Annotated in this window: 14 protein-coding genes; 9 read left to right on the top strand and 5 right to left on the bottom strand. The window is 34.6% G+C overall.

Annotated elements, in window-relative coordinates; genetic code table 11:
• Positions 1-8: 8 nt before the first annotated feature.
• From hisH to hisG, 5 genes are all read right to left on the bottom strand, one after another.
• Positions 9-599, bottom strand: coding sequence for an imidazole glycerol phosphate synthase subunit HisH (gene hisH, locus FYC62_RS06990; RefSeq protein WP_149074445.1), 591 nt, complete (start codon positions 597-599; stop codon positions 9-11).
• Positions 600-825: 226 nt separating this feature from the next.
• Positions 826-1,962: a bifunctional histidinol-phosphatase/imidazoleglycerol-phosphate dehydratase HisB gene (gene hisB, locus FYC62_RS06985; protein WP_149074444.1), complete on the bottom strand. Its 1,137-nt coding sequence runs from the start codon at positions 1,960-1,962 to the stop codon at positions 826-828.
• Positions 1,959-3,008, bottom strand: a complete 1,050-nt coding sequence (gene hisC / locus FYC62_RS06980) for a histidinol-phosphate transaminase (protein ID WP_205943817.1) — start codon at positions 3,006-3,008, stop codon at positions 1,959-1,961. Before hisC ends, hisB begins: the two co-directional genes overlap by 4 nt.
• Positions 3,009-3,079: 71 nt before the next feature.
• Positions 3,080-4,384, bottom strand: a complete 1,305-nt coding sequence (hisD, locus tag FYC62_RS06975; protein ID WP_240534848.1) for a histidinol dehydrogenase — start codon at positions 4,382-4,384, stop codon at positions 3,080-3,082.
• 72 nt (positions 4,385-4,456) lie between these two features.
• Complete coding sequence (hisG, locus tag FYC62_RS06970) at positions 4,457-5,308, bottom strand: ATP phosphoribosyltransferase (RefSeq protein ID WP_149074442.1); 852 nt, start codon at positions 5,306-5,308, stop codon at positions 4,457-4,459.
• A gap of 305 nt (positions 5,309-5,613) precedes the next feature.
• Here hisG and FYC62_RS06965 point away from each other — a divergent pair, with 305 nt between their 5' ends.
• The 9 genes from FYC62_RS06965 (at position 5,614) to FYC62_RS06925 (ending at position 16,169) form a co-directional block, all read left to right on the top strand.
• The gene (locus tag FYC62_RS06965; RefSeq protein WP_149074441.1) at positions 5,614-7,098 is read left to right on the top strand and encodes a L,D-transpeptidase family protein; all 1,485 of its coding nucleotides are present in this window, start codon (positions 5,614-5,616) and stop codon (positions 7,096-7,098) included.
• Positions 7,099-7,289: 191 nt separating this feature from the next.
• Positions 7,290-9,335: a BatA domain-containing protein gene (locus tag FYC62_RS06960; protein WP_149074440.1), complete on the top strand. Its 2,046-nt coding sequence runs from the start codon at positions 7,290-7,292 to the stop codon at positions 9,333-9,335.
• A gap of 2 nt (positions 9,336-9,337) precedes the next feature.
• On the top strand, positions 9,338-10,594 hold the full coding sequence (locus tag FYC62_RS06955; RefSeq protein ID WP_205943816.1) for a dihydroorotase: 1,257 nt from the start codon (positions 9,338-9,340) through the stop codon (positions 10,592-10,594).
• Between the two features lie 12 nt (positions 10,595-10,606).
• A complete protein-coding gene (locus FYC62_RS06950) occupies positions 10,607-11,278 on the top strand; it encodes a hypothetical protein (RefSeq protein WP_149074439.1) in 672 nt (223 codons plus the stop codon).
• 2 nt (positions 11,279-11,280) lie between these two features.
• Complete coding sequence (locus FYC62_RS06945; protein WP_039448563.1) at positions 11,281-11,817, top strand: DUF4199 domain-containing protein; 537 nt, start codon at positions 11,281-11,283, stop codon at positions 11,815-11,817.
• Positions 11,818-11,883: 66 nt separating this feature from the next.
• Positions 11,884-12,837: a glycosyltransferase family 2 protein gene (locus FYC62_RS06940; protein WP_039448565.1), complete on the top strand. Its 954-nt coding sequence runs from the start codon at positions 11,884-11,886 to the stop codon at positions 12,835-12,837.
• Between the two features lie 65 nt (positions 12,838-12,902).
• On the top strand, positions 12,903-13,889 hold the full coding sequence (locus tag FYC62_RS06935; protein ID WP_149074438.1) for a glycosyltransferase: 987 nt from the start codon (positions 12,903-12,905) through the stop codon (positions 13,887-13,889).
• Between the two features lie 19 nt (positions 13,890-13,908).
• Positions 13,909-14,658 carry a hypothetical protein gene (locus tag FYC62_RS06930; protein WP_039448570.1) on the top strand — a complete coding sequence of 250 codons (750 nt, stop codon included), beginning with the start codon at positions 13,909-13,911 and terminating at the stop codon, positions 14,656-14,658.
• A gap of 8 nt (positions 14,659-14,666) precedes the next feature.
• Complete coding sequence (locus tag FYC62_RS06925) at positions 14,667-16,169, top strand: GH3 auxin-responsive promoter family protein (RefSeq protein WP_149074437.1); 1,503 nt, start codon at positions 14,667-14,669, stop codon at positions 16,167-16,169.
• Positions 16,170-16,172: the final 3 nt, after the last annotated feature.

The raw sequence follows: 16,172 nt of genomic DNA, 5'->3' as shown, positions 1-16,172 counted from the left end.
TCTTGAAATTATAAGTTAGCAAAATTTTTAAGCAGTTGTTCGCCAGCTTCTCCAGATTTTTCTGGATGAAACTGAACTGCATAAAAGTTATCTTTTTGAATACCCGCAGAAAATTTAATTCCGTAATTGCAGGTAGCAGCGGTAAATTTAGGATTAAATTCTATAAAATAAGAGTGAACAAAATAAAAGTAGGTTCCTGGGGCAATTTTAGAGAAAATAGGACTATCGTTTTCTGGATAAATTTGGTTCCAGCCCATGTGTGGGACTTTGTGCGATATTTCTTCCTTAAACCGAAGTGTTTTTACAGGAATTATATCTAATAAATCAGAATCTCCCTCTTCTGAATAAGAGGTGATTAATTGCATTCCTACACAAATACCTAAAACTGGTTTTTTTAGGGCTTTTATTGCAGGAACCAAACCAGATTCGGTAAGTTTTTGCATAGCAGCACCGGCATGGCCAACTCCAGGAATGATAATTTTTTCGTATAAATCGAAATCACTTTCTTGGTTAATCATTCCGTATTGGATGTTTAACCTTTCTAAAGCAGAGGTTAAAGAAAATATGTTTCCGGCACCGTAGTTAACTATTCCAATCATGATTTGATTATTTGATGTTGATGGAGTAAGGAGTAAGGAGAAAGGATGAAAGAGAAAGGAATAAGGAGAAAAGACTGATACCTGTCCTTATTCTGTGCTCTTTAATCTAGTTCTTCGCTTTTTATTCTTTACTCATTGCTCTTTAATCTAGTTCTTCGCTCTTTGTTCTTTACTCTTTGCTCCTTAATCTAATTCTTTGTTCTTTACTCTTTGCTCCTTAATCTAATTATAATAATCCTTTTGTACTTGGCAAACGCATATTATTTACATCTCTTTTAATAGACATTTTAATAGCTTTTGCAAAGGCTTTAAAAATAGCTTCAATTTTATGATGCTCGTTATCGCCTTCTGCTTTGATATTTAAATTTGATTTTGAAGCATCAGAGAATGATTTAAAGAAGTGAAAGAACATTTCTGTAGGCATATCGCCAACTTTTTCTCTTTTAAAATCAGCATCCCAAACAATCCAGTTTCTGCCACCAAAATCTATGGCTACTTGTGCTAAACAATCATCCATAGGTAAGCAAAAGCCATACCTTTCAATACCTTTTTTATCTGCCAAAGCTTCTAAAAAGGCTTCGCCAAGTGCAATTCCGGTATCTTCTATGGTGTGGTGCTCGTCAATATGTAAATCGCCTTTGGTGATCACAGTTAAATCAAAACCACCATGTCTGCCAATTTGGTCTAGCATATGGTCGAAGAAATGTAATCCGGTTGAGATATTGGTATCACCTTTACCATCCAAATTCAATTTAATTTGAATATCTGTTTCTTTGGTTTTTCTTACATGAGAAACTTCGCGTTTGCCAACTTTTAAGAACTCGTAAATCTTATTCCAGTCGCTGGTTTCTAAAGCAATAATTTCTTGAGCATTATCAATTTTATTTTGAGCTTCAGAGGCTCCCAAATCCGGATTATTATTTAACCAAATAGCTTTAGCACCTAAGTTTTTAGCTAAAACAACATCGTTTAATCTATCGCCAATTACAAAAGATTCTTTTAAGTTGTATTCCTCTGCATTAAAATAATGCTGCAATAAAGCAGTACCTGGTTTACGGGTAGGGGCATTATCTTTAGCAAAAGTTTTATCAATAACAACCTCAGAAAAAGAAATACCCTCGTTTTCTAAAGTTTTGATGATGAAATTATGTACCGGCCAAAAATTTTCTTCAGGGTGCGATGCTGTACCTAAACCATCCTGATTGGTAACCATCACTAAATCATAATCTAATTCTTTTATAATTTTAGCAAGGTTGCTGATAGCTCCAGGATAGAACTCTAACTTTTCAAAAGAATCTATCTGTTCATCTGCTGGCTCCAGAATCAAAGTTCCGTCGCGGTCTAAAAAGAGTATTTTTTTCATCCTTTATAGGATTTTAAAGTTTCTATTAATGTTTGATTTTCTTGTGGTGTACCAATGGTAATTCTTAAGCAACCCTCGCAAAGTTCTACTTTATTTCTGTTTCTGATGATGATCCCTTTATCAACTAATAAATTGTAAATAGCATCAGCAGCAGTGGTTTTTACTAAAATGAAATTAGCATCAGACGGATAAATATCTAATACAAAGTCTAAATTTTTAAGATTGACAACCAATTGGTCTCTTTCTTTCAGCGTTTCTTTTATCCACTCGTTAACCTGATTGGTATTTTGTAAAGCCCCTAAAGCCAATTGTTGCGATGCTTCATTGATGTTATAAGGAGGCTTAACTTTATTAAATACCTCAATAATTTCTTCGCTAGCAAAGGCCATCCCAACACGTAAAGCAGCTAAGCCCCAAGCTTTAGATAAAGTTTGTAAAACTACCAGATTAGCATATTCTGTAAGTTCCTGAATAAAGGATTTTTGACGTGAGAAATTGATATAAGCCTCATCTATTACTACGATGCCATTGAAATTGGCTAATAAGGTTTCAATATCTTCTCTATGAATGCTGTTTCCTGTTGGGTTATTTGGCGAGCAAATGAAAATCAGTTTAGTATTTTTATCTATAGCCTCTGCAATTCCTTCTAGGTTAAGTTGATAATCTGCCGTAAGGTTTACTCTTTTAAGCTCAACATCGTTAATGTTGGCAGAAACTTCATACATCCCATAAGTAGGAGGAACGATAATCACATTATCCACACTGGGGTTACAAAAGCTTCTAAATAGGATGTCAATAGCTTCATCGCTCCCATTTCCTAAAAAGATATTTTTAGCAGGAACCCCTTTTATTTCGCTTAAACGAGTTTTTACGGCATAAGCCATGGGGTCTGGATAACGGTTATACTGGGTCGCTAAAGGAGAACCAAAAGCATTCTCATTAGCATCTAAGTAAACAGAAGCTTCGCCTTTAAACTCATCTCTTGCTGAAGAGTATGGTTTAAGGTTTTTAATATTGGTTCTGATGATATTGTTGATATCAAACATGATTTTAATTAATTTAAAAGGAACGATTTACGATTTTAGATTAGCAATTCGTAAATCTAAAATCGTCATTCTTAAATATTTTCTAATCTCACAGTTACCGCATTTTTGTGCGCATGCAAGCCTTCAATTTCTGCTAAAATTTCTACTGTAGGGCCTAAGTTTTTTATGCCGCTTTCGCTGATGTGCTGGAACGTGATTTTCTTAACAAAAGAATCTAAAGAAACACCAGAGTAAGAGCGGGCATAAGCACTGGTTGGCAAAGTATGGTTGGTGCCGCTAGCATAATCGCCAGCACTTTCTGGAGTAAGATTACCCAAGAAAACAGAACCTGCATTCGTGATTTTATCGGTTATCAGTTGCCAGTTATCAGTTGCCAGTATCAGGTGTTCAGGGGCGTATTGGTTGCTGAAATCCATAGCCTCTTCCAAATCATCAACCAAAACGGTATAAGAATTGGTAAGGGCTTTAGCCGCAACTTCTTTTCTTGGTAAAACAGCTAATTGCTTGCTCACTTCTTCTAATGATTTTTCAATTAAACTAGCCGATGTACTTACTAAAACAGCCTGACTATCTGGGCCGTGTTCTGCTTGCGCTAATAAATCAGCAGCTACAAAAACCGGGTTTGCCGTTTCATCAGCAATCACCAATACTTCTGATGGTCCGGCAGGCATATCAATAGCGGTATTGGTAGTAGATTGTACAATGGTTTTAGCCATCGTTACAAACTGATTTCCTGGGCCAAAAATTTTATCCACTTTAGGGATGCTTGCTGTACCGTAAGCCATAGCAGCAACAGCTTGTGCGCCACCAGCTAAATATATTTTTTCTATCCCGAGTAGTTGAGCGACAAAGGCTATATAGCCATTAACAGAACCATTTTTTTGAGGTGGAGAGCAAACCACAATTTCTTTACAGCCAGCAATTTTTGCTGGAACACCCAACATTAAAAAAGTACTTGGTAAAACGGCAGAACCGCCTGGTATGTATAATCCCACACGTTCTATAGCTCTAGATTCTCTCCAGCAGTTTACACCAATACTGGTTTCTATAACTTGCTTGCTTGATGTTTGGCTTTCGTGAAATTTCTTGATATTTTGATAAGCGGTAGTAATAGCATCTTTAACCTGTTGCGGAATTTCCTCAGCCAGTTTTGTTAATGCTTCTTTACCGATATATAATTGCTGTAAATCTACCTGATCAAATTTTTGAGCAAAGTTTTTTAAAGCATCGTCGCCATGAGTTTTTACTTCTTCAATAATGTTTAGCACACTTTCTCTAATCGCATTACCACTATCAGTATTACGTAAAATAAGTTGATTTATATCCGCTTTGCTTAAAGCTTTAAAATTGTATTGCCTCATTATCGTATCCTTCATTTCTTAATCAAATCTTTATATTGCTAAGTCTAAATATCTCGTGTTTCTTATCTTAATACTCAAATAGCACATCTAAAATATAATCTTCTCAATAGGCATTACCACAATACCTTGTGCGCCAGCAGCTCTTAAAGAGTTTATTTTCTCCCAAAAATCCTGCTCAGGAATAACGGTGTGTATAGCTACCCAGCCTTCTTCAGCTAAAGATACTACAGAAGGACTTTTTACTCCTGGAAGTAACGAAATAACAGTCTCAAGGTTTTTCTTTTCTACATTTAAAACCACATATTTGGTTTCTTTGGCTCTTAAAACAGATTGTATTCTCTGTATAAGTTCTTGAATAAGCGGATTTTCTTCTTCGCCGTTTCTACCAATTAAAATGGCTTCAGAAGACATCACATCGGCAAATGGTTTTAAACCATTACTTTTTAAAGTTCCGCCAGTAGAAACAATATCAAAAATAGCATCGCTAAGACCTAAGCCTGGCGCAATTTCTACTGAGCCAGAAATCATCTTAACATCAGCTTTAATATTATTGTCGTTAAAGAATTTTTCTAAGATAACTGGGTAAGAAGTTGCAACAGCTTTACCGTTTAAATCTTCTATAGCTGTTATGTTACTGTTAACCGGAACTGCCAGTTTTAATTTGCATTTACCAAAGCCTAAACGTTGCAAATAAGCAACTTCTACCTTGGTTTCTGCAATAACATTTTCGCCAACGATACCAATATCAGCAATACCGTCTTGTACATATTCCGGAATATCATCATCTCTTAAGAATAAAATTTCTAAAGGGAAATTTGAAACCGATGATATTAAGGAGCTTTTATAGTTTTCGAAGCTTAAACCGCAGTTTTTTAATAGTTCTACAGATTTTTCGTTAAGTCTGCCCGACTTTTGGATAGCAATTTTTAAAGTTTTCAAGATGATTATTTATTATTAAAAGACTAATTGATTATTTAAAATGAAAAGTTTTGACGTACAAAACATACTATAGCGCACCACCTAAGTGGTGATGAATGTGATGATGTACAGTGGTTAAAAACTTTTTCATTTTGTCTTTTTAATAATTTCTACGTGAAGAGAAATATTAGAATGCTGCAAATATATAAAGCATTGCTTAAATTACAAGGTAATATGATATTTATTTTAGTCTTTGGAGATAGATTGAAATTTGGTGATTTACATAAGGGCATAACAATTGCCTAAGCACAAAGCAAAAAACATATATGAGTTTAAAGTATACCATCAACCTATTTATTGTTTGTTTATTCTTGTTAGTGTCTTGCAAAAAATACAAACACGAAGAGTTTGGAAGAGATTTAGCCAAGACCTTTAAAAGTAAAAAATACAAAGATTTTGATACCACTGCCTATTATCAGGTTTTTAAGAAGCAGTTAGTAAAAGAAAAAGAACGTATCCATAACCCAAAATGGATAAGTAAAATGTACGAAGAAGAGGAAAAAGGCTTAACCCTTATTGGAGATTTTTTAATTAATGGAGAGCTTGATACTTTATCCCGATACTTGAAATTGAGTGTTTTTCATGGGCTAAATCCATCTTATTTTCATACCAAGGAGATTAATGATTTATTACATCAGGTGAAAACTAAAAAATTTAAAAAAGTTGAAGAAAGCTATCCCTTATTAGCAAGTTTAGAAATTTTAAGTGCCGATGCTTTGATAAATTATTCTAATATCTTGAAATATGGAGCCGTAAATCCTAAAAATATTTTCGGACGATATTATGTGAGCGTAAAAAGACCAGATTTTATTGATTCTCATAAAACATTAGACCAATTACAATTAGCTAATTTTTTAAAGGATATTCAGCCTAAAAATGGTTATTACCAAAGGCTACAAAACCTGTTGATAAATGAGCAGCCAGAACAAGCTTTAAGCGCCAGCGATAAACAAAAAATTTACTTTTCTTTAGAGCGTTTAAGATGGCCAACAAAAGAGTACAGCGGTAAGTATTTATTGGTAAATATCCCGGAATTTAAGCTCAGGATGATAGAAAACAATACTACCGATTTAGAAATGAAGGTTTGCGTTGGCGAAACGGCTTATGCTCCGTTTTCTAAAGATGGTAAAAACCATGAAACACCAATTTTAAGCGGCAATATAGATAGGATGCAGGTGAACCCTGTTTGGAATATTCCTAAAAGCATTGCTGGTAAAGAAATTATGGTAAGCTTACAATCTAATCCAAATTATTTGGAGGAGAATAATATGGTAGCTTACAATAAGGTAGGCGAGTTGGTAGATGCAAGAAGTATAGATTGGAGCACAGCTTCTGTTGCCGATTATGCTTTTAAACAAAACCCAGGTGCTGATAATTCCTTAGGTCAAATCAAGTTTATTTTTCAAAATCCTTATGCTATATATTTGCATGATACACCTGCCAAAGCCATGTTTCAGGAGAAAAACAGAGCGGTTAGTCATGGTTGCGTACGTGTAGAAAAACCTATGAAATTAGCTGCTTTCTTATTGAACAATGACAAGGAGTCTCAACGTATAGAAAAAGAAACTCAGGCCGCGGCCAAAGGAGAGGAGATAGCTTCCAGATGGGTTAAAATTAAAGAGCCTGTAAAAGTTTTCATTGCTTATTATACCGCCTGGACAAATGATAGCGGAAAATTAATCATCGCAGATGATGTTTATGGTTACGATGCTAAGCTTAAGCCTTATTTGTCTAAGTATTTACCGGAATAGGCTGGTCTATTGTTGATGGTTTACTAGTGTCCATTGTTGATGGTCCATGGTTAATAGTCCATGGTTGATGGTAAATAGTCCATTGTTTATGGTCTATAGTTTATAGCTGTCAACTTTAAACTGTCAACTCGTAATCGATAACAGGCAACTGATTACCATCAACTGATAAAAATTAATATCTTTGATTCTTAATGAAGTTTTATTATCCTGAATTTCTTTTCGGATTATTATTAATTGCCATTCCGGTGATTATTCATCTTTTCAATTTCAGGAAGTTCAAAAAAGTTTATTTCTCTAATACTAGCTTTTTAAAGGATATACAACAGCAAACTTCATCTAGAAGGAATATAAAAGAGCGTTTAATTTTACTGAGTAGGATTTTAGCCATCACTTTTTTGGTTTTAGCTTTTGCTAAGCCTTATGTTCCAGAAGAAAATACTTTCTCTGCCAGTCAAAACCATTTGTTAAGCATTTACATAGATAATTCTTATTCTATGGAAGCTGTTAATCAGGATGGTCGTTTGCTAGATGAGGCCAAACGTAAAGCCAAAGAAATTGTAGCTACTTATGGCTTAACCGATAAATTTCAGCTTTTAAGTAATGATTTTAACGGCTCGCAAAACAGATTGTTAGATAAAGAAGCTTTTCTTGAAGCTTTAGATGCTATAGAAATTAGTGCAAGAACATATGATTATCAGCAAGTTTTAAATCAGCAAGAGCGCTTTTTTAATACAAATAATGGTTATCAAAAACATGCTTATTTGGTGTCTGATTTTCAGCAGCAAGGTAATCTTCAGTTGCAAAAAGATAGCACAGCAAAATATCATCTTATCAAACTAAAAGCTAATAGCTTACCCAATGTTGCGGTAGATAGTGTTTGGTTTATTTCTCCTTTGCATCGTCCGCAAAGTAAAGAACAATTGGTAGTTAGGGTAAAAAATTATTCTGATAAAAGCTTAGCAGATGTATCGCTCACCTTAAAAATTAACAATCAAATAAAGGCCATTGGCAAAGTAGCTATAGCACCACGAGAAAGCAGTTTAGATACCCTTACTTTTTCTGGTTTAAACAACGGTTGGCAAAAAGGAGAGCTAAGGGTTAAAGATTATCCGATGGTTTTTGATGATGCTTTGTTTTTTGCTTTTCAGGTCAAAAAAGAGCTTCCTATAACCATCATTAACCAAATGATCGAGGCTAATGCTATAGCATCAGCTTTTGAAACGGACAGCTTTTTCAAAGTGCAAAGCATCGGCGAAAGCCAAATAAATTATAGCGATTTAAAACAGCAACATTTAATTGTGCTGCATAATTTAAAGCGTGTTTCTGAGGGCTTAAGTCAGCAAATGATAACCTACCTAAAAAATGGTGGTAATTTAAGTGTCTTCTTGCCTCTAGAGGCTGATTTAACTTCTTACACCAATTTCTTGAAAGCAGCTGGTGCAAACTATCCCGTCCGTTACCAAAAAGATAGCGTAATGGCTGCGAGTTTAAATTTAAAGCATCCGGTTTTTGAAAATGTTTTTGAAAACATCCCTCAGCAAATAGATTTACCTAAAACATCTGGCTATTACCAGTTAAGTAATGTTACCAAAACCAATAAGCAAAATTTAATGGAGGTTGATGCTGGTTTACCTCTTTTGCAAGCCTATCAATTAGGAAAGGGTAATCTTTATTTAAGCGCTATAACGCTAGACCCGAAAGTTTCTAATTTCACTAACCATGGTTTGTTTTTGCCGCTTTTATTTAAAATGGCATTGCTAAAAAGGCAAGAACAAACGCTGTTTTACATTTTAGGTATGCAAGAAACAGCGTTGATAAACGATGTTGATTTAGCAACTAGTGAGGTTTTAACACTAAAATCTGCTAAGCAAGAAATTATACCAGAGCTTCGTAATAATCAAGCAGGAACGGTTATTTTCTTTGCCGACCAAGTTAAAGCGCAAGGTTTTTATGACCTTTATAAAAAAGATAAACTAATTGCTGTACTGGCCTTTAACCAAAGCAGAAAAGAGTCTGATTTAAGTTATGCCAGCGACGCTGATTTGAATAATAGTTTTGGGAAAAACACCGAAATTATTGAAGCTGGTACATCATCCATAGCCAATCAGATAAAAGAAGTGAAATTAGGTGCTTCTTTATGGAAACTTTGTATAATTTTGGTTTTGATATTTTTGGCTCTTGAGATGCTTCTTATAAAGTATTTCAAAATCCAGGCAAATAAAACTGCAATAAATTGATCATGAATATCCTTATAAAATCCTGTACGCTTGTAAGTCCTGCCTCCCCGCATCATTTAAAAGTAGTTGATGTGCTTTTAGAAAATGGTATCATCAGTAAAATAGCTGCTGATATTGAGCCATCAGAAACAAAAACTATTGATGCAAAAGGCAAATACTTATCGGTAGGTTTTTTTGATTTGAATACCAATTTAGGCGAGTTAGGCTTAGAAAATAAAGAAGATTTTATAAGCGGTAGTGCAGCAGCAGCTGCCGGTGGTTTTACTGGAGTTGGCGTTATGCCCAATACACAACCACCTGTTGATGCTAAAGCGCAGGTAGAATATTTAAAAAACAGAGCTAAAGGATTATTAGTTGATATTTTTCCTTACGGTACCATTTCGCAAAAGAAAGAAGGTAAAGACCTTGCAGAAATGTACGATATGACCCAGTCTGGTGCTGTAGCTTTTACAGATGGTACAGCACCTGTACAAGACGCTGGTTTAATGGAAAGAGCTTTATTATATGCAAAAGGTTTTGATGCTTTGGTGATTTCTTATCCTGAAGATAGCTCTATAGCCGGAAAAGCTAAAATGAACGAAGGCGAAATGAGTACTTATTTAGGGATGAAAGGTATTCCTAATATCGCTGAAGAATTAATGATCGTAAGGGATTTATATTTAGCAGAATATACCCAATCTAAAATACATTTCACCAGTATTTCTACAGCACATAGCGTAGCACTTATTAAGGCTGCTAAAGCCAAAGGTTTACAGGTTACTTGCGATGTTACGGCTCATCATTTAGTTTTAACAGAGCAAGCTTTACATGATTTTGATACCCATTATAAAGTTAAACCTCCTTTAAGAACAAATACTGATGTTGAGGCTTTACTAACAGGTGTAAAAGACGGCACTATTGATGCTGTTGTTTCTCAGCATACGCCACACGAGATAGAGTTTAAAGAAGTAGAGTTTGAAACAGCTGCTTATGGCATTACAGGTTTGCAAACAGCTTTGCCATTGTTGTTTAAAGCGGGTTTAAATGCGCAAGAAATTGTAGAAAAATTAGCCATTGGTCCAAGAAATATTTTAGGTTTACAGCAGCCAGAAATTAAAGAAGGGGTACTGGCCAATTTAACTTTGTTTGATGAAAGTGAGTGGCACTACACCACAGAAAATAATTATTCAAAATCTAAAAACTCGCCTTTTATTGGAGAAAAATTAAAAGGAAAAGTTTGGTTAACCATTAATAATCATCAGCTTTACGAAGCTAAATAAAATCAAAAGCTTATGGACAAAAAAGTAAAAGCAGCATTAGAGAGCCTTTTTAATACATTTTCTGCATTAGAAGGTGTATCTGCTCAACAAGAACTTAATCAGTTAATAGCCATTTTTGGTTCAGATCAACATTTTATGGATAAACTGTCTGCTATGGATGAAGTTTTTGATACTTCAGCAGCTTTAGATCCGGTAAGAGAACTATCTTTTGATTTGTTATTGATTAACTTTTTTGCCGAAGATGCTAAGAAGTTAGATGAAGATTATTTAGAATCTCCAGAATGGGAGAAAATAGAAGAAGAAACCATTGATAGAGGTACAGAACTTTTAAACCTTTTATTGTACCTTAAAGAGTGTGATGATGAAGATATTGACCCATCTTTAGACGACTATTTAAAAGAGTTTTTATTGGTTGATGAGGATGAGTTTCAAGACGAGCATCGCATTTATGAAGATGTTATTGCCAACCAGGTATTAATGGAAAGCTCTTTAATAGAAATAGCCAGGATATCTAAAAAGCTTTCTCCAGATTCAGAAATTAGAGAATTATTTTTTCCGTTGATGGCATTTTTCTATAATATCAATCCAGATGCTCAGTATTTGAAAGAGTTTAAAGCTTTAAGTGAAGACCCGGCTTTTGATGCCGCTGTTTTAGATTTAATTGTAAACTATAACCAAGCATAACCATGAAAGAATTAGAAGTTAGACCAACAAAAACAGCAAGTTACTGGGCTCTATTAGCTTTTGTGATGATTGTTATTTTAACCTATGTGTTTTACTTTGCAGAGGTTGATCAAAAATCCGCGTTAAACTATATAACTTACATTCCTTTTATAGCTTGCTTGGCTTTGGCTATTAAAAATCATAAAGAAAAGGAACTAGATGGCTATATCTCTTTTGGTAGAGCATTTAACACAGGTTTTAGATTTAGCTCATTACTTTCTTTAATGATGGGTTTATTTATGCTGGTTTATTTAAAATGGTTAAACCCTGATGTATTAGAATTGGGTTTGGTTGAAGCAGAAAACCAGATGTTAGACCAAGGACAATCATCTAAACAAATAGATGCCGCCATGAGTATAGCTAGAAGTTGGGGGCCTTATTTAGCTGCTGTAACCACAGCTATTATGTACACTTTAACAGGCGCAGCTTTAAGTTTGGTATTTGCAGCTATCTTTAAAAAGGAAGCACCTATGTTTGAAGAAAGCGAAAGCGAAGCATAGTTATTCGTTATCAATATAAATCATCAATAAAATAGGTTGGCTGCCCTAAAAAGCCCATGTTAAGAAATGGATATTTCAGTTGTAATACCCTTATATAATGAAGTAGAATCATTACCAGAACTTACCCAATGGATAAGACAAGTAATGCAAAAAAACGCTTACAGTTATGAAATTATCTTAATTGATGATGGTAGTAACGATGGTTCTTGGGAGAAGATAGAGGAGTTACAACAAGAGCATGAGCAAATAAAAGCCATTAAATTTAGAAGAAATTACGGTAAATCTGCTGCTTTAAATGTAGGTTTTAATGCCGTAAACGGAGATGTAGTCATCACTATGGATGCTGATTTGCAAGACTCTCCGGATGAAATTCCAGTGCTTTACCGTCGTATAAAAGAAGAGAAGCTAGATTTAATTTCTGGCTGGAAGAAAAAACGTTACGATCCGCTAAGTAAAACCATCCCAACTAAATTATTTAACGCTGCAACCAGAAGCATGTCTGGTATTTATAACCTTCATGATTTTAATTGCGGATTAAAAGCTTACCGCAAAGAGGTGGTGAAAAATATTGAGGTGTATGGCGAAATGCACCGTTACATACCGGTAATTGCTAAATGGGCTGGTTTTAACAAAATAGAAGAACAAGTTGTAGAGCACAGGGCCAGAAAATACGGTACAACTAAATTTGGTTTTAGCAGATTTATCAATGGTTTTCTAGATTTACTTTCTATCTTTTTTGTAGGTAAATTTGGTAAAAGACCGATGCATTTTTTTGGTACTATGGGGGTTTTAAGCTTCTTTTTCGGTAGTATTATGGCTTTATGGATTATAGGAGAAAAACTTTACCATATTGCTATGCACACTCCTTATCAAAGAGAAGTAACAGAGCAACCCATGTTTTACATCGCATTGGTTGCGGTGGTGGTGGGGGCACAGTTGTTTTTAACAGGTTTTGTTGCCGAGCTGGTTTCAAGAAGTTCTGTTAACAGAAATCAATATCAAATAGAAAAAGAAATATAGTTTGTCGTTCATTTTCATGATGTTATCAAAAGTTCTGGATTAACTCATTAACCTCTTTATCTTAAATGTTTTTTTCCATCATTATTCCTTTATACAACAGGCCGCAAGAGATAAAAGAACTGCTAGAAAGTTTAACGCAGCAAACTTATACTTCTTTTGAGGTTTTGGTGGTAGAAGACGGTTCTAAGCATGATGCTAAGGCTATTATAGAGGGCTTTAAGAATCAGTTAGATATATATTATTTTTATAAAGAAAATGCTGGACAAGGCTTTGCTCGTAATTATGGTTTTGAGCGAGCTAAAGGAGATTATTTTATCTTTTTTGATTCAGATTGTATCATCCCCCATAACTATTTAGAACTTTTAAAAGACCATTTTTATCAGGAATATTTAGACGCTTACGGTGGTCCGGATGAAGCACATTCTTCTTTTACATCTGTACAAAAAGCCATCAGTTATGGTATGACTTCCTTTTTAACTACCGGAGGCATTAGAAGCAAGCAAAAAAATGCAGGAGGTAAGTTTCACCCTAGAAGCTTTAATATGGGTATTTCTAGAGAAGTTTGGGAAAAAACTGAAGGTTTTAAGTTAACCCGTATGGGAGAAGATATGGATTTATCTATCCGCATACATCAAATGGGCTTTAAAATAGCTTTAGTGCCAGAGGCAAAAGTTTACCATAAAAGAAGAACTAGTTTTAAACAATTTTGGAAACAAATTCACTCTTTTGGACGCACCCGGGTAGATTTATTTCTCCGTTATCCGGATACCCTAAAAGCAGTTCATTTACTACCTATAGCCTTTACAGCTTTTTTGGTTTTAGTATTCATACTAAATCTTTTTTCTTCAACCTTAGCTGTTTTGGCAAATTTATTATTGCTTGTTTATATAATGTTGATATTTTTTGATTCATTGTTTAGAAATAAGTCATTAAATGTTGCATTTTTGAGCATTATTGCGTCTTTCATACAGCTAACAGCTTATGGCTTTGGTTTTGTGCAAGATTATTGCAAACGTGTAATATTAAAGCAAGACATTAACAATCAATATTAGTTTATACCTTAAATCTTAAATGGAGAAATCTTTTTCAGTAATAGAAGTTTTAGAAACCTCATGGGAAATCACCAAGAAGAACTTTCTAGTGATTATTGGTTATTCTGTAACTGCTTTTATCGTTCTGGCCTTAATGCAATTTACCTCCATGTTTTTAATTGGCGATGGAGGTTTTCTTAGTTTCATTATTCTTTTCTTGGTATTGATATTAAATAGTATGGCAACTTTAGGTTTTTACAAACTTACTTTCCATCTTATTGATAAAGAAAACGAAGATATTGAAGTAAAATCGGTTATCCCAACTTGGAAAAATATTTCTAGTTTTATTACTTTAACCTTGTTTTTAGGGTTCATAGTAGCCACTTTTAATCTCATTTATCAAAAGCTTCTTACGGTAGCTACCTTTAGCAAATTTGTAGACCAATTAAAAGAAACCCCTATAGCAGTAGAGCTTTTAGCCGTTGTTGCCTTTGTTTTATTGATGTTGATAACCATGAGATTTATGTTTTTTCCTTGTTTTATTGTTGATGATGATTCTAGTTCTATAGAGTCTTTAAGACAAAGTAGAGCGCTTACACAGGATAATTTATTGAGGATAATAACCGTTTTACTCATAGTAGTTGGTTTTATAGTACTAGGCTTTTTGGCTTTAGGAGTAGGTATTATTGTAACTTATCCGTTTACAAATGTGATATTAGTTGTAACATATCGTAAATTGGTAAACTCTTATGTACAAGAGCATGATGGCCAATTACCATCTGCCGAATAAACAACACTATGGGATTAAAAGCAGCGTTAAGTAAACCATTTGCGGCTTGGGCAGTGCGGGGCATAAATAAATGGAAGTTTAATGCAGTAGCGGCTCAAGAGAAAGTATTAGCAAACCTAATCAATACCGCAAAACACACCGTTTTTGGTAATGATCATCAGTTTCAGGATATCCAAAACTATCAGGATTTTAAAAAGCATGTTCCTGTTAGGGATTATGAAGATTTGAAACCTTATGTAGAACGTGTGGTTAAAGGAGAGGCTGATGTTTTATGGAAAGGCAAACCTCTTTATTTCGCTAAAACATCTGGAACTACTTCGGGTGTTAAATACATTCCGCTTTCTAAAGAATCTATGCCAGAGCATATTAAAGCAGCCAGAAATGCTTTATTATGTTATATCCATGAAACTGGTGATGCTAGTTTTGTAGATGGTAAAATGATATTCTTACAAGGTAGCCCAGAGATGGTTAAAAAAGCCGGAATTTCTTTCGGAAGGCTTTCTGGCATTGTAGCACATCATGTTCCGCAGTATTTGCAAAAAAATAGGTTGCCAAGTTATCAGGTAAATTGTATTGCAGATTGGGAAGAAAAAGTAGATGCTATAGTAGAAGAAACTTTCCATGAAGATATGCGATTGATATCGGGTATACCACCTTGGTGCCAAATGTATTTCGATCGTTTATCGGCGAAAGCCAATGGTAAAAAGATAAAAGATATCTTTAAAAACTTCAATTTATTTGTTTACGGAGGGGTTAATTTTGAGCCTTATCGAGCAAGAATTGAAGAAAGTATTGGAAAGAAAATTTCTACCATAGAAACTTACCCAGCTTCAGAAGGTTTTATTGCTTTTCAGGACTCTCAGCAAGATAAAGGTTTATTGCTTTTAGCTGATGCTGGTGTATTTTACGAATTTATCCCTACGGATGAATATTTTAATGAAAACCCTTCTCGCTTGAGTTTAGCCGAGGTCGAGCTCAATAAAAATTATGCCCTCATCATGAGTACCAATGCTGGTTTGTGGGGATATGCCATTGGCGATACGGTGAAGTTTATTTCTAAAAATCCATATAAAATACTGGTAACAGGAAGAATAAAGCATTATATTTCTGCTTTTGGCGAGCATGTGATAGGTGAGGAGGTAGAACACGCTTTGCTTCATGTAGCTAAAGAAGAAGATTTAGAAATTACCGAGTTTACGGTTGCACCTCAGGTTAATCCGCCGGTGGGCGAATTGCCATTTCACGAGTGGTTTGTAGAATTTGCAAAACAACCGGCAGATTTAGCTGTTTTTAGTGCCAAAGTAGACGAACAATTACAGCTTAAAAATATTTATTATAAAGATTTGATTCAAGGTAAGGTCTTGCAACCTTTAATCATCAGGCCGCTGCAAGCAAATGCTTTTGTTAATTTTATGCGGGCAGAAGGTAAACTGGGCGGACAAAATAAAGTCCCTCGTTTAGCAAACGACAGAGCCTTAGCAGATAAACTTGTTTCTTATCAATTATCATAACAA

Origin of the sequence: Pedobacter aquae, from assembly GCF_008195825.1 — a bacterium.
Lineage (GTDB): Bacteria > Bacteroidota > Bacteroidia > Sphingobacteriales > Sphingobacteriaceae > Pseudopedobacter > Pseudopedobacter aquae.
This window is presented reverse-complemented; position numbering and strand designations above follow the sequence as displayed.